Annotated in this window: 22 protein-coding genes; 10 read left to right on the top strand and 12 right to left on the bottom strand. The window is 68.1% G+C overall.

Features of this window, described 5'->3' with window-relative positions; genetic code table 11:
- Position 1: 1 nt before the first annotated feature.
- The 3 genes from dnaK to C566_RS0109390 form a co-directional block, all read right to left on the bottom strand.
- Positions 2-1,864 carry a molecular chaperone DnaK gene (dnaK, locus tag C566_RS0109400; protein WP_018774082.1) on the bottom strand — a complete coding sequence of 621 codons (1,863 nt, stop codon included), beginning with the start codon at positions 1,862-1,864 and terminating at the stop codon, positions 2-4.
- 340 nt (positions 1,865-2,204) lie between these two features.
- Positions 2,205-2,681 (bottom strand): hypothetical protein, encoded by a 477-nt coding sequence (locus C566_RS22105; protein WP_018774081.1) that lies wholly within the window; start codon positions 2,679-2,681, stop codon positions 2,205-2,207.
- 91 nt (positions 2,682-2,772) lie between these two features.
- Positions 2,773-3,570: a TetR/AcrR family transcriptional regulator gene (locus C566_RS0109390; RefSeq protein ID WP_018774080.1), complete on the bottom strand. Its 798-nt coding sequence runs from the start codon at positions 3,568-3,570 to the stop codon at positions 2,773-2,775.
- Between the two features lie 123 nt (positions 3,571-3,693).
- On the opposite strand from C566_RS0109390, the gene C566_RS0109385 reads away from it, so the two are divergent.
- Positions 3,694-4,656, top strand: a complete 963-nt coding sequence (locus C566_RS0109385; RefSeq protein ID WP_018774079.1) for an NAD-dependent epimerase/dehydratase family protein — start codon at positions 3,694-3,696, stop codon at positions 4,654-4,656.
- Between the two features lie 39 nt (positions 4,657-4,695).
- On the opposite strand, the gene C566_RS21245 is transcribed toward C566_RS0109385, so the two are convergent.
- Positions 4,696-6,918: an MMPL family transporter gene (locus C566_RS21245; RefSeq protein WP_018774078.1), complete on the bottom strand. Its 2,223-nt coding sequence runs from the start codon at positions 6,916-6,918 to the stop codon at positions 4,696-4,698.
- 230 nt (positions 6,919-7,148) lie between these two features.
- Between C566_RS21245 and C566_RS0109375 the strand changes: the two genes are divergently transcribed.
- Positions 7,149-7,727, top strand: coding sequence for a MarR family transcriptional regulator (locus C566_RS0109375; RefSeq protein ID WP_018774077.1), 579 nt, complete (start codon positions 7,149-7,151; stop codon positions 7,725-7,727).
- A 42-nt stretch (positions 7,728-7,769) separates the two neighbouring features.
- Here C566_RS0109375 and C566_RS0109370 read toward each other — a convergent pair whose 3' ends face one another.
- Positions 7,770-9,101 (bottom strand): APC family permease, encoded by a 1,332-nt coding sequence (locus tag C566_RS0109370; protein ID WP_018774076.1) that lies wholly within the window; start codon positions 9,099-9,101, stop codon positions 7,770-7,772.
- Positions 9,102-9,244: 143 nt separating this feature from the next.
- Between C566_RS0109370 and C566_RS0109365 the strand changes: the two genes are divergently transcribed.
- From C566_RS0109365 to C566_RS0109350, 4 genes are all read left to right on the top strand, one after another.
- Complete coding sequence (locus C566_RS0109365) at positions 9,245-10,060, top strand: methyltransferase domain-containing protein (protein ID WP_018774075.1); 816 nt, start codon at positions 9,245-9,247, stop codon at positions 10,058-10,060.
- A 129-nt stretch (positions 10,061-10,189) separates the two neighbouring features.
- Entirely contained in the window at positions 10,190-10,642 is a 453-nt protein-coding gene (locus C566_RS0109360) for a hypothetical protein (protein ID WP_018774074.1), read from the top strand.
- Positions 10,643-10,815: 173 nt separating this feature from the next.
- Complete coding sequence (locus tag C566_RS0109355) at positions 10,816-11,367, top strand: dihydrofolate reductase family protein (protein ID WP_018774073.1); 552 nt, start codon at positions 10,816-10,818, stop codon at positions 11,365-11,367.
- A gap of 50 nt (positions 11,368-11,417) precedes the next feature.
- On the top strand, positions 11,418-12,041 hold the full coding sequence (locus tag C566_RS0109350; protein ID WP_018774072.1) for a LysE family transporter: 624 nt from the start codon (positions 11,418-11,420) through the stop codon (positions 12,039-12,041).
- Positions 12,042-12,141: 100 nt separating this feature from the next.
- Here C566_RS0109350 and C566_RS0109345 read toward each other — a convergent pair whose 3' ends face one another.
- The 6 genes from C566_RS0109345 to C566_RS0109320 form a co-directional block, all read right to left on the bottom strand.
- A complete protein-coding gene (locus C566_RS0109345) occupies positions 12,142-13,728 on the bottom strand; it encodes an acyl-CoA synthetase (protein WP_018774071.1) in 1,587 nt (528 codons plus the stop codon).
- 42 nt (positions 13,729-13,770) lie between these two features.
- Complete coding sequence (locus C566_RS0109340) at positions 13,771-15,150, bottom strand: MFS transporter (protein WP_018774070.1); 1,380 nt, start codon at positions 15,148-15,150, stop codon at positions 13,771-13,773.
- Positions 15,151-15,195: 45 nt separating this feature from the next.
- Positions 15,196-15,651, bottom strand: coding sequence for a MaoC family dehydratase (locus C566_RS0109335; RefSeq protein ID WP_018774069.1), 456 nt, complete (start codon positions 15,649-15,651; stop codon positions 15,196-15,198).
- A gap of 72 nt (positions 15,652-15,723) precedes the next feature.
- Positions 15,724-16,983, bottom strand: a complete 1,260-nt coding sequence (locus C566_RS0109330) for an acyl-CoA dehydrogenase family protein (RefSeq protein ID WP_018774068.1) — start codon at positions 16,981-16,983, stop codon at positions 15,724-15,726.
- Positions 16,976-17,869 carry a 4-hydroxyphenyl-beta-ketoacyl-CoA hydrolase gene (locus tag C566_RS0109325; RefSeq protein ID WP_018774067.1) on the bottom strand — a complete coding sequence of 298 codons (894 nt, stop codon included), beginning with the start codon at positions 17,867-17,869 and terminating at the stop codon, positions 16,976-16,978. Before C566_RS0109325 ends, C566_RS0109330 begins: the two co-directional genes overlap by 8 nt.
- A 1-nt stretch (position 17,870) precedes the next feature.
- Positions 17,871-18,806, bottom strand: a complete 936-nt coding sequence (locus C566_RS0109320) for an SDR family NAD(P)-dependent oxidoreductase (RefSeq protein ID WP_018774066.1) — start codon at positions 18,804-18,806, stop codon at positions 17,871-17,873.
- A 124-nt stretch (positions 18,807-18,930) separates the two neighbouring features.
- Between C566_RS0109320 and C566_RS0109315 the strand changes: the two genes are divergently transcribed.
- The 4 genes from C566_RS0109315 (at position 18,931) to pabB (ending at position 22,719) form a co-directional block, all read left to right on the top strand.
- The gene (locus C566_RS0109315; protein WP_018774065.1) at positions 18,931-19,410 is read left to right on the top strand and encodes a MarR family winged helix-turn-helix transcriptional regulator; all 480 of its coding nucleotides are present in this window, start codon (positions 18,931-18,933) and stop codon (positions 19,408-19,410) included.
- Positions 19,411-19,468: 58 nt separating this feature from the next.
- Positions 19,469-20,008: an NUDIX domain-containing protein gene (locus C566_RS0109310; protein WP_018774064.1), complete on the top strand. Its 540-nt coding sequence runs from the start codon at positions 19,469-19,471 to the stop codon at positions 20,006-20,008.
- A gap of 75 nt (positions 20,009-20,083) precedes the next feature.
- Positions 20,084-20,656 (top strand): low molecular weight protein-tyrosine-phosphatase, encoded by a 573-nt coding sequence (locus C566_RS0109305; protein ID WP_026266540.1) that lies wholly within the window; start codon positions 20,084-20,086, stop codon positions 20,654-20,656.
- Positions 20,653-22,719: an aminodeoxychorismate synthase component I gene (pabB, locus tag C566_RS0109300; RefSeq protein ID WP_018774062.1), complete on the top strand. Its 2,067-nt coding sequence runs from the start codon at positions 20,653-20,655 to the stop codon at positions 22,717-22,719. The genes C566_RS0109305 and pabB overlap by 4 nt, the downstream gene beginning before the upstream one ends.
- A 26-nt stretch (positions 22,720-22,745) precedes the next feature.
- Here pabB and cls read toward each other — a convergent pair whose 3' ends face one another.
- Entirely contained in the window at positions 22,746-24,221 is a 1,476-nt protein-coding gene (gene cls / locus C566_RS0109295; RefSeq protein ID WP_026266539.1) for a cardiolipin synthase, read from the bottom strand.
- Between the last annotated feature and the right edge of the window lie 85 nt (positions 24,222-24,306).

Genomic DNA, 24,306 nt, shown 5'->3' with positions numbered 1-24,306 from the left:
ATTACTTCTTCTCGTCTTCGTCAACGATTTCGGCGTCGACGATGTCCTCGTCGGAGCCGGCTGCCGGCTCGCCTGCGGGGGCACCCTGAGCACCGGCGTGGCCGTCGGGGGAACCGGCCTGGGCGTAGATGGCTTCGCCGAGCTTGGTCTGGGAAGCCTGCAGCTTCTCGAACGCGGTCTTCACGGCGGCGTCATCGGTGCCTTCGAGGGCCTTCTTGAGGGCGTCGACGTCGGCCTTGACCTCGGTCTTGACCTCTTCGGGCAGCTTGTCGGCGTTGTCAGCGATCAGCTTGTCCACGGAGTAGGCGAGCTGCTCGGCCGTGTTGCGGGTGTCGGTTGCCTCGCGGCGGGCCTTGTCCTCGGCTGCGTGCTCTTCGGCGTCGCGGACCATGCGGTCGATGTCTTCCTTGGACAGCGCGGTGCCGCCGGTGATGGTCATGGACTGTTCCTTGCCGGTGCCCTTGTCCTTCGCCGAAACGTGCACGATGCCGTTGGCGTCGATGTCGAAGGTCACCTCGACCTGCGGAACGCCGCGGGGGGCCGGCGCGATGCCGGTCAGCTCGAACGTGCCCAGCGGCTTGTTGTCGCGGGTGAACTCACGCTCGCCCTGGAAGACCTGGATGGCCACGGACGGCTGGTTGTCATCCGCGGTGGTGAAGGTCTCGCTCCGCTTGGTGGGGATGGCGGTGTTGCGCTCGATCAGGTGCGTCATGATGCCGCCCTTGGTTTCGATGCCAAGGGACAACGGGGTGACGTCGATCAGCAGCACGTCCTTGCGCTCGCCCTTGAGGACACCGGCCTGCAGGGCTGCGCCGACGGCGACGACCTCATCGGGGTTGACGCCCTTGTTGGGCTCCTTGCCGCCGGCCAGTTCCTTCACGAGGTCGTAGACGGCCGGCATGCGGGTGGAGCCGCCGACGAGCACGATGTGGTCGATCTCGGAGAGCTTGATGCCGGCTTCCTTGATGACGTCCTGGAAGGGCTTCTTGGTGCGGTCCAGCAGGTCCTTGGTGAGGTCCTGGAACTTGGCGCGGGTCAGCTGCTCGTCCAGGTGGACCGGGCCGTCGGGGGTGACGGACAGGTACTGGAGGGAGACGTTGGTGCTGGAGGAGGAGGAGAGTTCCTTCTTGGCCTGCTCCGCGGCTTCGCGGAGACGCTGCAGGGCAATCTTGTCCTTCGTGAGGTCGATGCCCTTGACCTTGAGCTGGTTCAGCAGGTATTCCACGACGCGCTGGTCCCAGTCGTCGCCGCCGAGGTGGTTGTCACCGGCGGTGGCGCGGACCTGGATGGTGGAGAAGTTGTCCTCATCCTTGCCGACCTCGAGGAGGGAGACGTCGAAGGTTCCGCCACCGAGGTCGAAGACCAGGATGAGTTCGTCTTCCTTGCCCTTGTCCAGGCCGTAGGCCAGGGCGGCCGCGGTGGGCTCGTTGACGATGCGCAGGACGTTCAGGCCGGCGATTTCGCCGGCCTCCTTGGTGGCCTGGCGCTGGGCGTCGTTGAAGTAGGCCGGCACGGTGACGACGGCGTCGGTGACCTTTTCACCGAGGTAGGACTCGGCGTCGTTCTTGAGCTTCATGAGGATACGGGCGGAAATTTCCTGCGCCGTGTACTTCTTGTCGTCAATGGCGACGGTCCAGTCAGTGCCCATGTGGCGCTTGACGGACGCGATGGTGCGGTCAATGTTGTTGACCGCCTGGCGCTTGGCGATCTCGCCGACCAGGACCTCGCCGGACTTGGAGAAGGCAACAACCGACGGCGTGGTGCGGCCACCCTCGGCGTTGGCAATGACGGTGGGCTCGCCACCTTCGAGAACGGAGACGACGGAGTTAGTGGTTCCGAGGTCGATACCTACTGCACGTGACATGGATTGCTTCCTTACTTCCTTGGAATCTTGCGGAGATGGCCGCGGACCCGCAGTGGCTCTAAACCGCAGCCGGTCCGACCGTTATTGAGCGATCTACACTCAACTTTACCCAGAGGCGGACATAAGTCAATTCAAAGTTGAGCGACATTGACTCAACTTTGTTTTCCCGCCCGGGCCGCGGCAACTCATCGCCGCCTAAATCCCCCGGATTCCAGCCCTTCTAGCGCCTCCCGGGCAGCGTTTCGCCCTGCGCGAACCTTCACCGTGAGCGCCGGCGCGCAGACCCGGGCAGGGGACCAGCCGGCGCCCGCGCCGGCTGGTCCCGCCGTTTTCCTTGGCGTTAGTTGTCGTCCCGGGCGGCGTCGCCGTCGGCAGGCTCTCCCGCTGCCGGCCGGGCGGATCGCTCGGGACGGGACGTACCGGCGCTCCCGTAGTCCCCTTCGGGGTATTCACCTTCCTCGGCGACGTCGGCCGACTCACCGGCGACACCGGCGGGCTCAGCGGAGACCCCGCCCTCGCCGTAGTCACCCTCGGGATAGTCGCCTTCCACGTCGCCGACGACGGCTGCTCCGGCCACGCCGGCCTCGCCGTAGTCCCCCGCCGCGTACTCCCCCTCGACGGCCGTGGGCGGGACTTGGCCTGCCGCGCCGGCGGAGCCGTAGTCGCCCTCGACATACTGCCCCTCGGGCGCCGCGGCCTCTGCTTCACGTTCCGCGGGACCGGCATCGACGTTCTGGGGCGCTGCTTTTCCGGGGACGTTCTCTTCAGGCGTGTTCTCAGCAGGCCTGTTCTCTTCAGGCCTGTTCTCTTCAGACATGGATGGATCCTTCCTGGACGCATCTGGCGCGCCCGTGCGGGCGCAGGGGCAGTCTATCGAGCACCACGGCGGGGCAACAGGGGAAGCTCGTTTACGGGGCAGCGCCGGCCGCCGGCAGCCCCGCGACGTCCGCCAGCACCGCGAGGTGGTGGCCGAAGAGCTCCTCCGGGGCAGTGAATGTGCCGGCGCCGTACTGGCCGAAAACTTCGAAGCTGACGGCGCCGAAGAGTGCGGTCCAGGCAAGCGCGCCGCGGGCCAGGAGGTCATCCGGCACCGCCAGGCCAAACTCGGCGCGGATCTTCGCCAGGTCCCCGGCCAGTCCGGCGGCCACGGCAGGGCCCTGCCGGCCGGCCTCGGCCAGCCGCCCGGCCCGGAAGGCGCCGTCGAGGATGCCGATGAGGGCCGTAATCACCCTGGTTCCCGGGCCGGTGGTCCGCTCCGCCGGGGCCCGGTAACCAGGCACCGGACTGCCAAAGAGCAGGGCGTAGCGGGACGGCTCGCGCAGCGCCCAGCCCCGCACCGCGCCCCCCAGCGCCGCGAAGCGCCCGCCGAAGTCAGCCTCCGGCACGGCCCCGACGGCGGCATCCACCGCGTCGCCGAGGTCGTTGTACGCATCAATCAGCAGAAGGGTCAGCAGCTCCTCGCGGCTCTCCACGTAGCGGTACACCGCCGACGAGACGACGCCGAGATCACGGGCCACGGCACGGAGGGACAGCGCGGCGGCCCCGTGCAGCGCCAGATGCTCGCGGCCCAGCCGGACGATATCGGCGACGGTCTGGGCCCGGGCACGCTCGCGTGGGGTGCGCGGCCGCACAGCCGCGGCGGCCGCTCCGGCCTGGCTGGCTGCAACGCCGGCGCCTATCGCGCCCGCAGTCCTGTCCTCTGGCATGAGTCCAGCATTCCACATCCAAGAGCACTGTCAACAAATGTGAGCACCGCTCTTGACTTGGTGGACCCGGCGTCGCATCCTGAATGGGAGAGCACTGCTCTCGATAGTTCAAAGGAGATCGGAATGTCCCAACCTGCAGCCTCCGGGCACCAATCGTCCAGGCTCTATGTCGTCACAGGGGCCGGCCCGGTGGGCTGGACCGTCGCGGAACAGTTGGCTGCAGCGGGCCACCGGGTGCGCCTCCTGACGAGGTCCGGCAGCGGACCCGCCCATCCGCTGGTGGAAAAACTGTCCATCGACGTTTCCGAGCCCGCCCGGCTCGGCGAGGCCTTCCGGGGCGCCGCGGCCGTTTTTCACTGCATCCACGGCTCGCGGTACAACGCCGAAGTGTGGGCCAGGGAACTGCCGGCCGCCGAGCTGAACGTGCTCGCTGCGGCGGGCGCGGCGGGCGCCGTCGTCGTCTTTCCGGAAAGCCTGTACTCCTACAGCACCCCGGAAAACATCATGACCGAAGACAGCCCCCGGCAGGCGCAGGGCGGCAAGCGCGGCGTCCGGACCGCGCTGCTCGCTGCCCGCGCGGCGTCCCCCACCGCTACCGTGAGCATGGTGGCCGGCGACTTCTTCGGCCCGCGGGTCCGCAACTCGCACGCCGGCGAGCGCATGGTCCGGCCCGTCGCGGCCGGCAAGCCAATGCAGGTGATCGGGCGGACGGACCAGCCGCATTCCTTCACGTACGTCCCGGACCTCGCGGCCGCCATGATTGCCGCGGCAGGCAGGGCTGAGGTGTGGAACCGGGTGTGGCATGCGCCCACCGGACCTGCGCTTACCCAGCGCGAGATCGCGGGGGCATTCGCCAAGGCGGCCGGCGCCCGGGCACCGCGGGTCACCGGCGTACCCGGGTGGGCAGTGAAGGCAATGGGCTTCTTTTCCCCGGATATGCGGGAGCTGGCCGAGACCATGTACCAGTTCGAGCACCCCTTCGTCATGGATTCCACGGCGAGCCAGGCCGCCCTGGGGCTGACGCCAACCCCGCTGCATGAGGCAGCCGCCGCCACCGTCGCCTGGTGGGGCGACGGTGGACGGTGACTGGGGGACAGTGACGGCGGCCGCGGTGCTCGGTCCCGCCTAGCGGACCCCTGCCTCCTCATTTTCTGCCGGATTTTCGGCAGACAGAGAGGACCGGTCGCCGTCGCGGGCCGCGGCTCCGCTCCCGGGCCGGCCGAGCTTGCCGGGCCACCAAAGCCGCGGGCCGATGTCGTAGGCCAGCGCGGGCACCAGCAGGGAGCGGACCAGCACCGTGTCCAGCAAGACGCCGAACGCGACAATGAAGGCGAGCTGGACCAGGAACATGATCGGGATGACGCCGAGGGCCGCAAAGGTGGCCGCCAGGACCACCCCGGCAGAGGTGATGACCCCGCCCGTCACGCCGAGGCCGCGCAGGATGCCGGCCCGGGTGCCGTGCTTGAGGGATTCCTCCCGGACCCGGCTCATCAGGAAGATGTTGTAGTCGACGCCCAGTGCCACGAGGAACACGAAGCCGAACAGTGGCACTGTTGCGTCCGCTCCGGGGAAGCCGAAGACATTGTTCAACACGAAGGCGGAGACGCCCATCGCTGCGGCGTATGACAGGACCACGGAGGCGACCAGCAGGACCGGGGCGAGCACCGAGCGCAGCAGCAGCATGAGGATGACCAGGATGACACCCAGGACCACCGGGATGATGGTGACGAGGTCACGCTGGGCCGTGGTGTTCGTATCCAGGGCCGTGGCTGTCACTCCGCCGACCAAAACCCCGGCGTCGATCTTCTTCAGTTCCTGGCGGAGCGATAGCACGGCGTTTTCGGCGTCGGTGGAGTCGGCGGCGTGGTCCAGTGTCGCGTTGATCAGGACTTTCCCGTCCCTGACGGCCGGGGCAGCCGGCGCGCCCGGCGCGCCGGTGATGACCGGGGCACCGCCGTCGGCCAGCAGATAGGCGTCCCCGACGCCGTCGCTGGCCTTGACCTTCGCCAGCACGTTCTGGGCCTTTGCCTCGTCGGCCACGATCACCGCGGGGCTGCCGGACCCGGCGTCGAAGTGCCGGCCCAGGGCTTCTTGGCCGTCCACGGCGTTGGAGGCGGTGAGGATGACGTCAGTCTGGGCCACGCCGTTGGCCTTGAGCTGCAGGAGACCGGCACCGGCCACAAGGAGCAACAGGACGGAGGCGACCCAGACCGTGCGCGGCCGGCGGGCAACGAGCGATCCGGTGGCCCGCCACAGCCCCTTCTGGCCCTCCAGCCCGGTGACCAGTTCCGGTTCCCGCTGGGTTTCCGGCAGCAGCTTGGGCCGGAACGGCCAGAACGCCGCCCGGCCCAGCAGCGCCATCAGGGCCGGCAGCAGGGTCAGTGCCGCGAACAGCGCGCAAAGGATGCCCGCCGCCGCCACCGGGCCGAGGGCCTTGTTGGAGTTGAGGTCGGAGAAGAGCAGGCAGAGCAGTGCGATGATCACGGTGGCACCGGAGGCCAGGATCGGCTCCCAGGCGGCCTTCCACGCGGTGAGCGCGGCGGCCGTCCGGTCGGTGGTGTGGGTCAGGGCCTCGCGGAACCGTGCCACGTACAGCAGGGCGTAGTCGGTGGCAGCGCCGATCACCAGGATGGACAGGATGCCCTGGCTTTGGCCGTTCAGCTGGATCCAGCCGGCCTTGGCCATGCCGAACACCAGCAGGATCGCGGCGCACAGCGCGAAGACCGAAGTGAAGAGCACCATGACGGGCAGCAGCAGCGACCGGTAGACGATCAGCAGGATAAGGAACACAGCGCCGAGGGCCACGAGCAGCAGGATGCCGTCGATGCCGGCGAAGGCACTCACCAGGTCCGCTGTGAGTCCGGCCGGCCCGGTCACGAAAGTCCGCATTCCTGCCGGCGCGGACGCCTGGACCTCGTTGCGCAGTTCCTTGACCACCGTCTTCACTTCCGCCGAGGAATCGATGGGCACGACGAACTGGACCGCCTTGGCGTCCTCGGACGGGATGGGTCCGATCACCGTACTTCCGGCTTGCAGGGCCTCCAGCGTGCCCTTGAGGGCCGCGGCCTCGCGGAGCTGGGCCGGGGTGAAGGCGGAGTCGCTTTCCACCACGATCACGGCGGGGATCTCCTTGGAGTCCCTGAACTTGGCCTGCCAATCCGCGGCTTCGGTGGCCTCGGCACCGGCGGGAAGGAATGATGCCTGGTCGTTGGATGACACCTCGCTCAGGCGGCCGAATGTCGGGCCGCCGATGCCGGCGATCGCCAGCCAGGCCAGGACGAGCACTGCGGGAACCAGCCAGCGCAGCCAGAGGGGGGCGCGCGTCGTAGCGGGCGAAGTGGTTTTCATGTTTCCTTCCAGGGTGCGCTTCGGAGTAGGACCTGAGATAAACTCCATAGTAGACTATCTCCATCATAGAGATAAGACGGCGGCGCAAGCTACCGGAGGAGAATGGGAAGGACAACCGGCGTCGGGCCGCTCCGCAGACCCTGCAGTAGACTCCCGAAGGCGCCGTCGACAGCGCCGACCTGCCGCGGTCAGACCGCCGGGGCAGGATCAAGGGACGAAGGAGGTCTGCCGTGTCAGCCGAATCCCCGGGCCTATCCGATAACGCGGGCCCATCTGAAGACGCGGTCCCGCCCAAGAACACAGTCCCGCCCGAAGCCGCCGGCCCGCCGCCCCTGGTCCGGATCCTGCAGGAATTCACCCTCGAAGCCAACCGCTATGTGGACTCCGCCGGCGGCCGCAACGACATGCACCGCACGGACCTCAACGCCCTCGCCGTCATCATGCGGCACGCGGCGCGGGACCAGATTGTCACTCCAGGGGTGCTGAGGAAAGAGCTGAACCTCAGCTCTCCGGCCACTACGGCCCTGATCGACCGGCTCTACAGTTCCGGCCACGTGGTCCGTGAGCGCGAGGGCGCGGACCGCCGCCAGGTACAGCTGCGCATGACCCCCAAGGCCTACCGGGACGGCGGCGCAATGTTCCTCCCGCTGGCCCGCCACATGGGTGCAGCCATGGCGAACTTCACGCCGGAGGAATTGGAGATCGTCACCCGGTTCATGAACTCCATGATCGATGCCACCGTCCGGGCCGGTGAGGAAGCGGCCCGCGGGCCCGGGCCAGAGCAGGAGCCGGGGCAGCGCCCCGGCTGATTCGCGGCCCGTTGCGTCACGAATAAACGGCAGCCCGTTGCGTCACGGGTGGGCGGCGGCGCGTTGCGTCAGTACGGAAGGCGTCGTCTCCGGTTCCGGGGTCCGGCCAAAGCGCCTGCCGACGCCGACGGCGGCCGCTGCCAGTGCCAGCGGGACCCCCAGCGCCCAGCCGCTGAAAAGCAGCACCGCCACCATGACCCCGGCCGCCAGGATCACGCCGTACCAGGCCGCCGTGCGCGGCTGCAGCAGCCGGATGCCGGCAGCGAGCCCAAACGCGGTGACGGCCGTGAAACACGCCGAGGCGGCGCCGATCTGGAATTGCATGTCGGTGAGTCCGGCGATGGCCGCGGCGAAGGACAGCAGCGTCAGGACGGCCAGGGTTGCCAGGCTTCCGGCGGGCACCTGTCCCCGCCCGGCGCCGCGGGCAAGGGCGGGCGGCAGCACGCCGTCGGACGCCAGGGCGGCCCCGAGCCGGCTGGCTCCGGCCACGAAGGTGTTGATGGGGCCGAACGTCAACACGGCGGCGGCAACCGCGGTGAGCGGGGCCGCCAGTGAGCCCAATCCCTTCTCCAGCAACGCCGCGACGGGCACCGCCGTAGCAGGCAGCTCCGGGCCGAGGACGGCCACCGAGGCGGCCACAACGCCGATGTAGACCGCACCCACCACAATCAGCGTGAGCCACGTGGCCCGCCGGAGATCGCGCCCGGGATTCCGGAACTCCCCGGCAAGGTGGGAGACGGCTTCCCAGCCGGCGAAGCAGAAGAACAGCAGGCTCGCGGCGCCGCCGACCGACCAGTAGCCGTGCGGGGCGAAGGGCTGGAAATTCTCCGCCTTTGCGTGGGGCGCCGCGAGCACGACGGCGAGCGCGAGCAGTCCCACCAGCAGCACCATGAGCGCCAGCTGCACGCGGCTGGAAACCCTGATGCCGACGGCGTTGCTCGCGAAGGCGGCCAACAGGATCACTGCCGCCGCGAGGACCGCGGTGTTCCGGCCGCCGCCGACCGCGTAGGCGATGTAGTTGCCGCCGATCACTGCCGTTGCCGGGGCGCCGAAGGGGATCGAAAAGTAGAAGAGGTACCCGGCCACCACCGAGGCGCGGCGCCCGAAGGCACGCTTGACGAAGTGGGCGATCCCCCCGGCGTCGGGCTGCTGGCGGCTCATCTCGGCGAAGCTGAAGGCAACCGGAATGCAGAACACCAGCAGGACGGCCCAGGCCAGGAGCGACGCCGGGCCGGCCTCCTTGGCTGCGATGGCGGGGAGCACCAGGACGCCCGAGCCGAGGATCGCCCCGACATAGATTCCGGTGGCCCGGAAAAGGCCCAGTCCATTGCCGGCGGCGCTGTTGCTGTTGCTGTTGCCCTTGTTGATCTCCACCCCTCCATTCATCCGCAGAATCCCCGGCGCCGGAAGCGGCAAAACTGACGGCCAGCCGCAAAAAACTGCCTGCCGGCGCGAGCCTGCTGACCCGCAGTTGAGGGGTCCGCCCTTTTCCGGGCGCGGGAGGGTAGCGTTCCATTATGAGTGCGCAGCAGCCTGACGATGTGTACACGCACGGCCACCACGAGTCGGTGGTCCGTGCCCATGCCTCCCGTACGGCGGAAAACTCGGCAGCGTTCGTGATCCCGCATCTCACGCCCGGGACGTCCGTCCTCGACGTCGGCTGCGGGCCGGGCAGCATCACATGCGACTTCGCAGAGCTGGTGGCGCCGGGCAGGGTCACGGGCCTGGACCGCTCCCCCGACATCATCGCCCAGGCCGCGGCCCTCGGCGTCGAGCGCGGCGTGGACAATGTCAGCTTTGCCGCCGGCAACATCTACGACCTCGACTTCCCGGACGAATCCTTCGACGTCGTCCACGCCCATCAGGTCCTCCAGCACCTCACGGACCCGGTCGCGGCCCTGCGGGAGATGCGCCGGGCGGCCAAGGCCGGCGGGATCGTGGCGGTGCGCGACGCCGATTTCCACGGCATGAGCTGGTACCCGGCCATCCCCGAGCTCGACGACTGGATGGAGCTCTACCAGCGGATCGCCCGCCGCAACGGCGCCGAGCCCGACGCCGGCCGCCGGCTCGTGTCCTGGGCCCAGGCCGCCGGGTTCACGGACGTGGCGCCGTCCAGCAGCAACTGGCTCTACGCCACCGGGCATGAGCGGCGCTGGCAGGCCCGGGTATGGGGTGAGCGAGTGCTGCATTCATCCTTTGCCGACCAGGCGCTCGAGTACGGCTTGGCCAGCGAGGCGGACCTGGCCCGGATATCCGCGGGCTGGCACCGGTGGGGCTCCACCGACGACGGCTGGTTCCTGATTCCGAACGGAGAGGTCATCGCCCGGGCGTGAGCGGCGGCCAGCGGTCACAGCACCGGCACAGCCTGCCGAAAGTGCAGCCATAACTCCGCGCCTGAGGCTGGGTACAGGCCGAAACCTCGGCCGGCCCGGAAGCCCGGGCCCCAGCAAAGGAGTTTCACCATGGCAAAGATCAACAAGACCACCGCGGGCATCATGCTCGCTGCGGTGATCGGCGGCGGCGCCATTGGCGCGTCGGCCATCCCCGCGATGGCTGCCGATTCCACCGGCAGCTCGTCCTCGACCCAGGCCACCGACGGCTATGGCACCGGGGGCCAGCGCGGCCCGCATCAGGCGAACGGAAAGACGGAGGAGGTCCTCACCGGCGACACCGCCACGAAGGTCGAGGCGGCGGTAAAGGCCGCCCAGCCGGATGCGACGATCGAGCGGATGGAGACCGACGCCGACGGCGCCACCTACGAAGCCCACATCACGAAGGCGGACGGCACGCGCGCCACTGTCCTGCTGGATGCGAACTTCACGGTGACCGCAACCGAGGAAGGCCGGGGCGGACCCGGCGGCGGCCATGGCGGACCCGGTGACACCGCCACGGATGGCTACACGTCCAACGGCTAACCCTTAGCGGGTCTTGGGCGCGCCCCGGGCACGCCCAAGACCCGCGATCCTGGCGGCACAGCCGGCCTCCGGGGCGTTCGCCGTCGCGTTGCCGGCAGCCATTCCCTGCGGCCGGGTCTGCGGATAGGGTGCATTAGATATCTGCACCGGAGACCCACGGCAAGGAGAACCCCATGCGCAAATTGACGGCCGGCCTTTTCTGCTCTGTAGACGGCGTGGTTGAAGACCCGTTCAAGTGGCAGTTCGACAGCTTCGACGAAGAACTGGGTGCCGGGATGGGCGAGATGATGGGCCGGATCGACACCGCACTCCTCGGCCGCGTGGGCTACCAGCAATGGGCAGACTACTGGCCCAACGCCGAAAGCGACGCCGACTTCGCCGGATTCATCAATCCGCTGCCGAAATTTGTCGCGTCCCGGACCCTGACCGGGGAGCTGGAATGGCAAAATTCGCGCCTGATCGAGGGCCCGCTGGAGGACTTCGTCGCGGCCCTGAAGAACAGCGACGGCGGCGAGATTGGGATCTTCAGCAGCATTTCCTTGGTCCACCAATTGCTGTTCGCCGGGCTGCTCGACACCTTGATGCTGATCGTTCATCCCGTGATCGCGGGCAGCGGGCGGCGGCTGTTCAACGACGGCGATCCTCTCACCCGGCTGGAGCTGCAGCGGTCCCAGCAGACCAGCAAAGGCAACATGATTCTCAGCTACGGCCTCCGCGGCGACTGACTCCCGTCATCAAACCGGGCCGGCCACGGCCGGGACCGTAAACTTACCTGGTGCAACCTTCCCTTTGGCTCGCCCTGGCCGGCGCCGGCGTCCTGATCAGCTTCACTCCCGGCGCGGGCGCCATCAACACCATGAGCAACTCCCTGAACTCGGGATTCCGCCGGTCCCTCTGGGGCATCCTGGGCCAGCAGGCCGCCCTCGTGGTGCACATCCTGATCGTGGCCCTCGGCGTCGGGGTGCTCGTGGCGAGCTCACCGGTTGCCTTCAACGTGATCCGCTACGCCGGCGCCGCCTACCTGGTCTACCTTGGCATCCGGCAGTTCCTGCGCAAGCCGGACCTGGACCAGGAGAAGGCCGCCGCCCTGCGCAACGAGCCGGGCCTGTCCATGTTCCGCCGTGGCCTCTGGGTCAATCTGCTCAACCCCAAAGCCGTGGTCTTCTTCCTGGCCTTCATGCCGCAGTTCATCCGCCCGGAGCAGCCGCTGCTGCCGCAGTACGTGGTCCTGGCTGTCACCGTGATCGTGATCGACGTCCTGGTCATGTGGTTCTTCTTCGCGGCAGCGGCCAGGTCCTTCCAGCGCTTCACCCACGACGCCCGTGGACAAAAGGTTCTGAACCGGACGTTTGGCGGGCTCTTCGTCGGCGTCGGCGTCCTGCTGGCCGCGATCCACTAAGCGCCGCGGCCGCCGGCGTCCCGGCACCGGCGGAACGGTCAGCCGGGCCCCGGGCTGCGTGCTGGGCCATGTTGCAGGCTGGGGCTTCCGCGCTCCCCCGTCAGACGTGGCCGGACGTGAGCTTCCGCAGATCAGCCTTCCGGATCTTGCCGCTCGCGGTCCGGGGCATCTCGTCCACGAAGACGACGGATTTGGGGATCTTGTACCGCGCCAGCCGGCCCTCCAGGTGGGAGCGCAGCTGCTCTTCCGTGAGCCGGGCCCCGTCCCGCAGCAGCACCACGGCCCGCGGCACCTCGCCCCACTTCTCATCCGGCACGCCGATCACCGCGACGCTTCCGACGGCGTCGAGCTCGGCGATCGCCTGCTCCACCTCGGCCGGGTAGATATTCTCCCCGCCGGAGATGATCATGTCCTTGAGCCGGTCGGAGATGTACACGAAGCCGTCCGGGTCCTTGTAGCCCATGTCACCGGACTTGAACCAGCCGTCCCCTGTGTAGAAGTCCGCGGAGGCCTCGGGCCGGTTCCAGTACTGGTGGATGACGTTGGGACCCTTGATCTGGATCTCCCCCACCGTTCCGGGCGCGGCGGGCCCGGACGCCGGGTCGAGGGGATCGGCCACCCGGACATCGGTGAAGAAATGCGGCAGTCCCGAGGACCCGGCCTTGTCCCGGGACCGGGCCGCCGGCAGCGTCGTGGCGCCCGGGGCCGTCTCGGTCATGCCGTAGCCGTTGGAGAAGCGCAGACCGCGGCGTTCGTAGGCTTCCAGGACCCGCATCGGCACCGCGGACCCGCCGCACGTCAGTTTGTTCAACGAACTCAGGTCCGTGGCGTCCCAGTCCGGGTGCTCGCAGAGCATCTGGTAGGTGGTAGGCACCCCGCTGATGGTGGTTGCGCGGTGCTGCTGGATCAGCTCGAGCGTCCGGCGGGGATCGAACTTGGCCTCCAGGACCACGGTGCCGCCTTTGAGGAGCGTGGGCAGGACACCCATGTCCAGGGAGGCGACGTGGAACATCGGGGAGATCATGAGGGCCACGTCGGTGGAGGCGAAGTCGAAGTCGACCAGCACGTTGATGCAGTTCCACGTGATGTTGCCGTGGGTCAGGAGCGCGCCTTTGGGGTTTCCGGTGGTTCCGGAGGTGTAGAGGATCATGGCGCCGTCGTCCAGACCCACAGGTTCGTCCGGCGGCAGCGCCGCGCCGGAGGCGATCACGGCTTCAAACGCCTCCACGGCGCTTCCCCGGCCAGCACCGCCGCCGTCGGACACTGTTTTGGCTGGCGCTGGTGCTGTCGAATCGTCGACGACGATCCGCGACCCCACGGAGGTCTCCACAGAGCCAAGTTCCGCGAGCACCGCGAGCGCCGCCGAGTGGACCAGCACGACCGCGCCGCTGTCCCGGAGCTGGAACTGGATTTCGGGCGGGGCGAGCCGGGTGTTCAGTGGGACGAAGACCGCCCCGGCCAGGCCGGCGGCGAAGAGGGTCTCCAGGAAGGAGGGATCGTTTTCGCCCAGGTAGGCCACCCTGTCGCCTTTGACTACGCCGCGGTCCCGGAGTGCGTTGGCGAGCCGGGCGGAACGTTCCGAGAGCTCAATGTAGCTGAGCTCCCGGTCCCCTGCGATCACGGCGGTCTTGGTGTCCGACTTCGGGCGGCGCCGTTGCAGCCACGAGCCGATGCCAAAATTCTCCACGGAAAATCCTTTCTACTTAGACGGTAGCGCCAGCGGGCCGGGTTAGGACCCGACAGTCTGCAGATCGTTGTTCTTGGGCTCTCGGGTCAGCAGGATGAAGACGATCGACACGACCGACATGATGGCCAGGTACCAGACCACGGCGGCGGTGTCCTGTCCGGAATCCTTGAAGATCTGCGCCACGATGCCCGGGGTGAACCCCGCGCCGAGAAGGGTGGCGAGCTGGTAGCCCAGTGAGGCGCCGGTGTAGCGCGAGGTGGTGCCGAACTGCTCGGACACGAACGCAGCGAGCGGGCCGAACAGGGTGGAGTGGATCATGAGGCCGATTGCGAAGGCCACGAAGATCAGCCCGATGTTGTTGGAGGACAGGAGCTGGAACATCGGGGTGAGGTAAAGGATGAAGAGCACCAGGCCGCCGATCATGACGGGCCGCCGGCCCAGCTTGTCGGAGAGCCGGCCGCCCATGATCACGAAGGCGATGGACACGAAGGAGGCTGCCGCGAAGGCGTAGAGCACGCCCTGCCGGTCCGCCCCCTTGGACACGGCGTAGGTCACGGAGAACGTGGCCAGCACCACCTGGAGCGCGAACCCGGCCGCGCCGGCCAGCATGGTGAAGATCAGGGTCTTGGGCCGGCGCAGGACCTGCAGGAGCGGAATCTCGAGGCGCGCCGGCGCACTGCCCGGCACCGTCCGCCGGGTGTTGTCCCGTTCGGCCTGTTCCCGCTCGGCTTGCTCTTGTTCCAGTGCCGCCTTGAAGATGGGGCTTTCGGAGACCTTGAGTCGGACGAACATGCCGATGCCCAGGAGGACGAAGGACAGCAGGAAGGGCACGCGCCAGCCCCAGGCCAGGAACTGCTCGTTGGGCAGGGCCGCGAACGCGCCCATGACCAGGGTGCCCAGCACCGCTCCGGTGGGGGCGCCGGCGTTGACGAACGAGGCCGCGAAGCCGCGCTTGCCCGATTCGGAGTGTTCAAGCGCCATGAGGGCGGCGCCGCCCCACTCCCCACCCACGGCAATGCCCTGGCAGACGCGAAGGATCACCAGCATCACGGCGCCCCAGGCTCCGGCCACCGCGGCGCCGGGCACCAGCCCGATCAGGGTGGAGGCGATGCCCATCACCAGCATCGAGACAATCAGCATGTTCTTGCGTCCAAGCCTGTCGCCGAAGTGGCCGAAGATGATGCCGCCGAGGGGCCGCGCCACATAGCCGGCGGCGAATGTCCCGTACGCGGCCACCACCCCCACCCACTCGTCCGCGCCGGAGAAGAACACCTTGGGAAAGACCACGGCGGCGGCCGTTGCATAGAGCAGGAAGTCGTAATACTCGATGGTGCTGCCGAGATAGCTGGAGGCAATGACGGTCCGTGCTTCACGGCGACGCGTACCCGCGTCCATGGCCTGCAACTGCGAAATTTGGGACATCGTTGTTCCTTATGGCAGAAGGGATGGTGAAGGGGCTGTGGCGGTTTACTTGTAGAAGCGGGCGAGGAACTCGGCCACGACGGCGGGGCGTTCCTGGCCTTCGATCTCGATCGTGTTGGCCACCTTGATCTGGGCGCCGCCTTTGACCTCGGTGACCTCTGCAATGGTGGCCCGCATGCGGATGCGCGAACCCACTTTCACCGGGGAGGTGAAACGGACCTTGTCGAGGCCGTAGTTGACCTTGGTGGTTACGCCGTCGACGTCGAACAGTTCGCCCCAGAACGGGATGATGAGCGAGAGGGTCAGGAAGCCGTGGGCGATCGGGGCGCCGAAGGGACCGTCCTTGGCCCGTTCCGGGTCCACATGGATCCACTGGTCATCGCCCGTGGCATCGGCGAATTTGTTGATCTGCTCCTGGGTGATTTCGCGGTAGTCGGTGACACCGAGATCGGTGCCGGCGAGGGTAAGCAGTTTGTCGAAGTCGACGACGAGGTTGGGCATCTTTGGCTCCTGGAGTGGTCGGGTTGGGTTGAACGACGACGGCGGCGCGCCGTAGTCAGTGGGTGAAGGGCGTCAGTGGGTGAAGGCGCTGTGGCCAGTGAGGGCCCGGCCGACGATCAGGGCATTGATCTCATGGGTGCCCTCGTAGGAGTAGACGGCCTCGGCATCGGCGTGGAACCGGGCGACGTCGGAGTCCAGCGTGATCCCGTTCCCGCCCACCACTTCGCGGGCCTGTGCGACGGTCTCGCGCATCAGCAGGGACGTCTGCATCTTGGCCAGAGCCGAGTCCTGGTCCCGGTAGATGCCCTTCTCCTGCTGCTCGGTCAGCCGGACCACCAGGGACAGCGCCGCGGTGACGTTCCCGAGCATCCGGGCCAGCTTTTCCTGGACAAGCTGGAAGGACGCGAGCGGGCGGCCGAACTGCTGCCGCGCGGTGACATACTTCAGCGCCGCCTCAAAGGCCCCGGCCGCGATGCCCGTGGCGATCCACGCGACGTCCGAGCGCATGGCCCGCAGCATCGCGGCCACGTCCCGGAACGAGTTCACGTTGTGGAGCCGCCGGGATTCCGGCACCCGGACGGCGTCGAGCGTGATGTGGGCATTCTGCATCATCCGCAGGGCCGTCTTGCCGTGGATCTTCGCCAGGGTCACGCCCGCGGCCTCACGGTCCACGAGGAAGGCCTTGACCTGCCCGTCGGCCGTGTCGCGGGCGAATACGGCCAGGACGTCGGCCGTTGCCGCGCCGCCGATCCAGCGCTTTTCGCCGTCCAGGACCCAGGTGCCGCCGTCCGGGCCACCCTCAGGCCCCTTTTCCCTGCGGGCGGTGGTGGACAGGCCGCCGGCGATGTCCGAGCCGGACTCGGGTTCGGTCAGCGAAAAGACGCCCTTGAGTGAGAAGTCGATGACCCTGGGCATCCACTCGGCCTGCTGTTCCGCGGAGGCCCCGACCCGGATGGCGGTCCGGAACAGTCCGGCCTGGGCCGTGTACCAGGTGGCCAGCGAGGCGTCCGTGCGGGCGAGTTCGAAGATCCGGAACCCCTGGTAGATGCCCCGGGCCGGTGCCTGGCCCGCCCCCGGGGAGCCTGTCAGTTCCGCCGGTTCCATGAGGTCCAGATCGATCAGCGGCCGGGCGAGCTGGTCCGGGAACTCGCCGCGCTCCCAGTAGTCGGCCAGGAGCGGGCGGGCCTGGGTGTCCAGGAACTCCCGCAGCCGCCCCAGCACCCTCCGCTCCCCGCCGGTGAGGAGGGACTCGGCGTCGTAGTAGTCGCAGACGCTGTAGAGGCGCTCCTGCGTTGTTTTCTGGGTCGCGGTTTCAACGCTCACCTCAGCCACCGAGCCCGAGCAGGCGGACGGCGTTGTCCTTGAGGATCTTGGGCCGGACCTCGTCCTTCAGCGGCAGGTCCGCGAAGGCGCCCAGCCATTTCTGCGGGGTGATGAGCGGGAAGTCCGTGCCGAACAGCACCTTGTCCTGCAGCACCGAGTTGGCCATCCGGACCAGGGACTCCGGGAAGTACTTCGGGGACCAGCCGGAGAGGTCGATGAACACGTTGGACTTGTGCGTGGCGATCGAATTCGCCTCGTCCTGCCAGGGCACCGAGGGGTGGGCCATGATGATCTGCAGCTCCGGGAAGTCCGCGGCCACGGCGTCAAGCAGGAGCGGGTTGGAGTAGGCCAGCTTGATGCCGTACCCGCCTGGGAGCCCGGCCCCCATGCCGTTCTGTCCCGTGTGGAAGATGGCCGGCAGCCCCAGGTCCTGCAGTGTTTCCCAGAGCGGGTAGAACTGCTCGTTTGAGGGGTCGAAGCCCTGCAGGCTCGGGTGGAACTTGAACCCGCGCGCGCCGAGGTCGATCGCCTGGTGCTTGGCACCCTGGATGGCGTCGGCCCCGGTGCGGGGGTCCACGCTCCCGAAGGGGATCAGGACGTCGTTGTTTCGCGCCGCCCCGGCAATGAGGTCCGCGATGCTGTTGGGCTCGTGCTTGAGCTGGGTCCGGGCGTCGACTGTGAAGACGACGGCGGCCATGTTCAGCTCCCGGTAGATCTCGGCGATCCGGTCCAGCGACGGGCTGCGGTCCTCGGCCTTGAAGTACTTGGCTGAGGCCTCGGTCAGCGCCGCCGGTAGGGACTCATGGCCGTGGCCGTCCACTTCGAGGTGGACGTGCATGTCGATCGCATCGAGCGAGGCGGCGTCGATGCCGAGTTCGTAGCGCTGCGCGGACATGTCAGCGAACCTCCGCCGGTTCGGGCTGCAGTTCTTCCGGCAGCGGCAGGAAGTCCTCGCCTACACTTTGCAGCTTGTCCCCGAAGAGCGCGCCGAAGTCGTCCACGAGATCCTGGTAGCCCCAGCCGCCCTCGCGGTATTCGGTGGCGGCGGCCTCGGGGTGGGTCCAGAGCTGCAGCCGGTCACCGCCAGCGCCGATGGCCTGGCCGGTGACGCCGGCGGCAGCGTCGGAGGCGAGGAAGGCCACCAGTCCGGCGACGTCGTCGGCCGTACCAAAGCCGAGGTCGTGGCGGAAGAAGGCCGGCATGGCCTCGCCGCGCTCGTCGGCCTCGACGGCCTTCTGGAAGTACGGGACGGTCTTGGTCATGGCGGTGGCGGCCACGGGAATGACGGCGTTGGCGGTGACGCCGGCCTTCTTCATTTCCAGCGCCCAGGTGCGGACCATGCCCACGATTCCGGCCTTCGCGGCGGCGTAGTTGGTCTGGCCGAAGTTGCCGCACTGGCCGGTCGGGGAGCCGATGGTGATGATGCGGCCGGCAATGCCGTGCTCCTTGAAGTAGCCGAAGGCCTCCCGTGCACAGGTGAAGGTGCCGCGCAGGTGGACGTTGATCACGGCGTCGAAGTCCTCGTCCGTCATCTTCAGCAGGCTCTTGTCCCGCAGGATGCCGGCGTTGGTGACCAGAATGTCCAGCCGACCAAACTCCGTGACGGCTGCCTGCACGAGCTGCTTGGCGACGTCGGAGCTGCCCACCGGGGCAACGACGGCGGCTGCGCGGCCGCCGTCGGACTGAATCGTCCGGACGGCGTCTGCGGCGACCTCGGCGTCCACATCGTTGACGACGACGGCGGCGCCCTGCCGGGCCAGTTCCCGGGCGTAGGCCAGGCCGAGGCCCCGGCCGCTTCCGGTGACGATTGCTACTTTTCCTGACAGGCTCATTGCCGCTCCTTTGCTAGCTGCCGTGTGCATCCGTCCTTGCGGCATGGGATGCTGTTCTGCATCCATGAAAATATGGATAGTTGAAAAAGTCAATGATTTATTTTTTGGACTATTGGAGTTGGGCATGCCGACCGAAGCAGACGAACAGCTGGACATCGTGCCGACCGAGAAGCTTGTGGCGGCGACCATCAGCCAGGACGCGGGCTTCCTGCTGGCCAAACTTCATGCCTCCGGCTCGGTCCTGAACAACCGCGCGCTGGCCGACTTTGGCCTCAAGGAGCGCTCCTATTCGGTGCTGGCCCTGGCCAATAGCGAGCTGGAGCCCACCCAGCGGGAGATGGCTGAATTCCTCAGCCTGGACCCCAGCCAGATCGTCGCTCTGATTGACGAGCTCGAGAAGCGCGGACTGGTGATCCGCGCGCCCGGGAAGCAGGATCGTCGCGCCAAGATCGTCTCGGCGACCGCGGAAGGGGCAGCCGTCTTCCGGCAGGCCGAGGCCGCGGCGCGGGAAGCGGAAGCCGCAGCGCTGGCCGGCCTTAACGGCACCGAAATCGCGGCCCTCAAAGGACTGCTGCGCAAGGCACTGTGGGGACCGGCGGCTTGAATGCGGGGCAGCGGGGCATGGCCGCGGAATAGCCGCGGGAATTGGAGAAGGAGGAACCGTGACCGTTCGGAGCGCCGGCATTCTGCTGTACCGCCTGGGGAGCGCGTCCCCGCCCGTCGGGGCGCCCCAGTCGGGCAGCACACCGCAGCTTGAGGTCTGGATAGCCCACATGGGCGGACCGTTCTGGGCCCGCAAGGACGCCCACGGCTGGTCCATCCCCAAGGGTGAATACGCCGCCGACGAGGACCCCCTGGCGGCCGCGCACCGCGAGTTCGCGGAGGAAATCGGCACGCCGGCACCGGCCGCCGAGTACCACCGGCTCGGCGACTTCCGCCAGCCCTCCGGGAAGATCATCACGGTCTTCACGGCCGAAGCGGACTTTCAGCCCGAACGAATCCTGAGCAACACCTTCGAGCTGGAGTGGCCGAGGGGATCCGGTGCGGTCAGCAGCTTCCCGGAGATCGACCGCGCCGAATGGACCGCCGAGCCCGCAGCCCGGTCCAGGCTGGTCAAGGGCCAGCTGCCCGTCCTCGACGCGCTGGTCCGGCACCTTGGGCTAAACCCGGCCGCACCCAAGCCCGGGCATGACAATAACTAAGAATCGGTTGACACCTTTTGTCATACACGGCGGGGGTCAGCTAGCCAAGAGGGCCCGGATCGTTCATGCTTAGCTATGACCTCAATGTCGAGCCAGTACCGGATCATCGCGGTCTGCACCGGAAACATCTGCCGGTCGCCGATGGCCGAACTCATGCTGGCGGAGGCATTCCGGGCCGAGCGCCTGACTGGGGCCGTGATCGATTCCGCCGGCACCACCGCCTATGAGGCCGGCCGGCCCATCGATCCCCGGGCCGCGCGCAAACTCACGGCGCAGAACATCGCTTCGGACCGCCACGTGGCGCGCGAATGGCGGCCCGAATGGTTCGCCAGCCGGGAGCTGATCCTGGCCCTCGACGTGGACCACTACGGCTGGCTCCGGCAGGCAGCACCGGACCGGGAATCCCTGGCCAAGATCCGCATGCTCCGCAGCTTCGACCCCGCCGTGGCGGACAAGGACCCGCTGGAGCAGGGCATCGAGGACCCGTGGTATGGCGGCCACACCGACTTCGACACCACCTGGAACCTCATCCGGGCCTCCCTTCCGGGGATCGTGCAGCACGTGCGCACCGAGCTTGAGCGGCAGGACGGGCAACATCACGGCAGTGACCAACCCAAGGCACAGCAGCCGGTACGCTCTATTTCATGAGCCCCGCACCCGTCATCATCGCAATCGACGGGCGCTCCGGCTCCGGCAAGACCACCCTGGCCATCGAACTGGCGGCGCGGCTGAGGGAGCACCACAAGGTCTCGCTCTTCCACCTCGAGGACATCTATCCCGGCTGGAACGGGCTGGCGGCGGGGATCGAACGCTACGTCACCACCGTGCTTTCACCCTTGCGGCGCGGGGAGAATGCGGAATGGGTCAGCTGGGACTGGGAACGGCACTACGACGGCGAGGCCCGCACCACACGCCCGGCCGAAATCGTCCTCGTGGAGGGCGTCGGTGCCGCCGCGGCGGCCGCGGCACCCCTGCTGGACGCCGTGATCTGGGCGGACTCCTCCGACGCGGACCGCCGGGCCCGGGCGCTGGCCCGGGACGGCGACACCTACGAACCGTTTTGGGACCAGTGGGCTGCCCAGGAAGCGGAGTGGCTGGCGGCCGATGACGTCCCGGCCCGCGCGGATGTGCACGTGCTCAACCTGGCGGACGGCACCGCCCCGGACGACGTCCTGCAGGCCCTTCAGTACCTTCCCGCCGTCGCCTCCTCCCTGCTGCCCGAACTCGCCGCCCGGCGCGGGCTGCAATTGCTGGCAGAACGGGTCCAGGCCCAGCCCGAGCCCGCGCAACTGTTTGCGGCGCTCTTTGGCGGTTCAACCAACGCCGTGTGGCTCGACTCCTCCCTGGACCCGGCAGGCCTGGCCCCGGAGGCTGCGGAGCGCAGCCGCTTCAGCATCCTGGCCGACGACGGCGGCCGCTTCGGCCAGTCCGTCCAGCACAGTTCCGGACGGACCCGCGTCAGTACGGGCCAGGCCACCGTGACCACCGATGGCCCGTTCTTCCGCTGGCTCGACGGCGTGTGGGGCCGCCGCGCGCTCCGTGCACCCGAGGCCTACCCGTGCGAGTTCACCCTGGGCTGGCTCGGGTACCTCGGCTATGAGCTCAAACGCGAAACCGGCGGCAACGACGTCACCGCCGCCACCCCGGACGCCTGCCTGATCTTCGCCGGCCGCGCCGTGGTCCTCGACCATGCCGAGGGCACAGCCTGGCTGCTGACCCTGGACGCGCCCGACGCCGGGGCCTGGCTTGGGGCGGCCCGCACGGCCGTCACCGCGGCCGCGTCGGCGCCTGAGGCCGTGCCCGCGGCCCCGGCCCAGCGTGTCAGTGCCCCGCAGCCCGCCGCTCCGCGCTTCGCCGCCCGGGACACGGAAGCCGGTTACAAGGCCAAAGTCACCGAGGCCCAGCGTGAGATCGCGGAAGGAAACACCTATGAGGTCTGCCTGACCACGGCGCTTACCGCTGCCCCGCCCGCGGGGCCTCGGGGCATGGATCCGTGGCCGGCCTACCTGGACCTGCGGCGCCGCAACCCGGCCCCCTTCGCCAGTTTTCTGCGGTTCGGCGAGCTCGCCGTGGCCAGCACGTCGCCGGAGCGGTTCCTGCAGATTGCCGCGGACGGCAGGATGCGGGCAGAGCCGATCAAGGGCACCCGCCGCCGCGATCCGGAACCGGGGACGGATGCGGCCCTGCGGGAGGAGCTGGAATCGTCGGCCAAGGACCGCGCGGAAAACATCATGATCGTGGACCTGTTGCGCAATGACTTGAGCCATTTCGCCGTCCCGGGTTCGGTGGCCGTCAGCCGGCTGTGCGCGATCGAGAGCTACGCCACCGTGCACCAAATGGTGAGCACCATCGATGCCCGGCTGCGGCCCGGGATGCCGCGGGCCGAGGCTGTCGCGGCCTGCTTCCCCGCCGGTTCGATGACCGGCGCCCCGAAGGTCAGCACCATGGCCATCCTGGACCGGCTGGAGGCCGCACCGCGCGGCGTGTACTCCGGGGCGATCGGCTACTTCTCCCTGAACGGGGCCGCCGACCTCGCCGTGGCAATCCGGACCCTCGTGGTCAGGGCCCTGGGCGAGGGTGCCGCGGAACTGAGCCTCGGCGTCGGGGGAGCCGTCACCGCCGACTCGACGCCGCAGGAGGAGTACGAGGAAATCCGGACCAAAGCGTTCGGCGTCCTCTCGGCGCTCGGCGCCGAGTTTCCCCAAGGCTGAGCCGGCTCCCCCGCCGGTGCCCCCGGCTACTGCAGGGTGGCCGTCAGCCGTGCGACGTTGTCCACGTATTTGACCCCCATCGGACGTTTCATCCAGTCCTCGAGGGTAAGTTCGCGCGAAATGCCCCGGTAGGTGTCCTCCACGGCGCTGATCCGCCGCACGATGTCCTCCCCCAGGAGCATCACCGAGACCTCCAGGTTCAGCGAGAAGGAGCGCATGTCCATGTTGCTGGAACCCAGCACGGCAACGTCGTCGTCGATCGTGAAGTGCTTGGCGTGCAGCACGAAGGGGGCCTTGTAGAGGTAGATCCGCACCCCGGCTTCAAGCAGAGCCTCATAGTAGGACTGCTGGGCGTGGTGGACCAGGAACTGGTCGCCCTTTTCCGAGACGAAGAGTTCGACGTCGACGCCGCGCTGCGCCGCCGTCGTCACCGCATACAGCAGCGAGTCGTCCGGGACGAAGTACGGGCTGCAGATCGAGATCTTGCGCTGCGCCGAGTAGATCAGCGTGTTGAAGAGCCGCAGATTGTTTTCGGTGATGAAGCCGGGGCCGCTGGGCACCACCTGGGCGGTGATGTTGCCGGCGTGCAGTTCGGGCCGGTGCGCGAGCTGTTCCTCAATGGATTCGTCGGTCTCGCTGAGCCAGTCGGTGGCGAACACGACGTTGAGCGTGGTGACGATCGGTCCACGCAGGCAGGCCATCAGCTCGACCCATTCGCGGCCGATTTTGCGGTGCTTGGGGTTGTTGTAGGAGGGCTCGATCAGGTTCTGCGATCCGGTGAAGGCGATCTCGCCGTCGATCACCATGATCTTGCGGTGGTTGCGCAAGTCCGGCCGGCGCCACTGCCCCTGCATCGGGTTGAGCGGCAGCATGGGCCGCCAGCGGATCTTGCTGGCCTTGAGCCGGGCGATCAGCTTGCGATAGCCCTTGATGCGAAGCGTGCCAAGGTGATCGAACAGGACACGGACCTCGACGCCGCGCTCGGCGGCCTCTTCCAGCGCGGTCAGCAGATCGTCCGTGACGTGGTCCGAGCTCATGATGTAGAACTCGGCGTTGACGAAAGACTTTGCGCCGCGGACCGCCTTGGCCATCGCCTTGATGGAGTCGGGGTAGCCGGGCAGCAGTTCCACTTGGTTACCGTCCACCATCGGCAGCGAGCCGAGCGTCTTGTTCAGTTCCGCGGCGGAAGCCACCCATTCGGGTCCGGCGTAGCGGCTCTCCAGCATCGCCAGTTCCGAGGTCCCGGCGCGCACCCGGGTATTGACCGCGTCCTGCTGCGCGCGGCGCTTGCGGGAGAGCCGGAAATTGCCGAACAGCAGGAACAAGGCCAGGCCGATGATGGGCACAATGAAGATGCCCAGCAGCCACGCCATCGCGGTGGTGGGCCGCCGGTTTCCGGGGATGATGCCCAGGGCCAGCACGCGGATGGCGAAGTCGATCACGGTCAAAATCAGAATCGCCCAGGACGGTAAAGTTTCCGCCAGCGGAAATGGCCACAGCACAGGCGAACCCCTCAAGCTACAGGCCCGCGGAACAGTTCCGGAACGGGCAACGTGCAAATCCTATCCCGGGACCGCCGAGACTAAG

The sequence above is a fragment of the Arthrobacter sp. 131MFCol6.1 genome, assembly GCF_000374925.1.
GTDB lineage: Bacteria > Actinomycetota > Actinomycetes > Actinomycetales > Micrococcaceae > Arthrobacter.
This window is presented reverse-complemented; position numbering and strand designations above follow the sequence as displayed.

Coding starts and splice junctions, on each gene's coding strand:
- dnaK (WP_018774082.1), bottom strand. CDS start 1,864: ATGTCACGTGCAGTAGGTATCGACCTCGGAACCACTAACTCCGTCGTC.
- C566_RS22105 (WP_018774081.1), bottom strand. CDS start 2,681: ATGTCTGAAGAGAACAGGCCTGAAGAGAACAGGCCTGCTGAGAACACG.
- C566_RS0109390 (WP_018774080.1), bottom strand. CDS start 3,570: ATGCCAGAGGACAGGACTGCGGGCGCGATAGGCGCCGGCGTTGCAGCC.
- C566_RS0109385 (WP_018774079.1), top strand. CDS start 3,694: ATGTCCCAACCTGCAGCCTCCGGGCACCAATCGTCCAGGCTCTATGTC.
- C566_RS21245 (WP_018774078.1), bottom strand. CDS start 6,918: ATGAAAACCACTTCGCCCGCTACGACGCGCGCCCCCCTCTGGCTGCGC.
- C566_RS0109365 (WP_018774075.1), top strand. CDS start 9,245: ATGAGTGCGCAGCAGCCTGACGATGTGTACACGCACGGCCACCACGAG.
- C566_RS0109360 (WP_018774074.1), top strand. CDS start 10,190: ATGGCAAAGATCAACAAGACCACCGCGGGCATCATGCTCGCTGCGGTG.
- C566_RS0109355 (WP_018774073.1), top strand. CDS start 10,816: ATGCGCAAATTGACGGCCGGCCTTTTCTGCTCTGTAGACGGCGTGGTT.
- C566_RS0109340 (WP_018774070.1), bottom strand. CDS start 15,150: ATGTCCCAAATTTCGCAGTTGCAGGCCATGGACGCGGGTACGCGTCGC.
- C566_RS0109335 (WP_018774069.1), bottom strand. CDS start 15,651: ATGCCCAACCTCGTCGTCGACTTCGACAAACTGCTTACCCTCGCCGGC.
- C566_RS0109325 (WP_018774067.1), bottom strand. CDS start 17,869: ATGTCCGCGCAGCGCTACGAACTCGGCATCGACGCCGCCTCGCTCGAT.
- C566_RS0109320 (WP_018774066.1), bottom strand. CDS start 18,806: ATGAGCCTGTCAGGAAAAGTAGCAATCGTCACCGGAAGCGGCCGGGGC.
- C566_RS0109315 (WP_018774065.1), top strand. CDS start 18,931: ATGCCGACCGAAGCAGACGAACAGCTGGACATCGTGCCGACCGAGAAG.
- C566_RS0109305 (WP_026266540.1), top strand. CDS start 20,084: ATGACCTCAATGTCGAGCCAGTACCGGATCATCGCGGTCTGCACCGGA.
- pabB (WP_018774062.1), top strand. CDS start 20,653: ATGAGCCCCGCACCCGTCATCATCGCAATCGACGGGCGCTCCGGCTCC.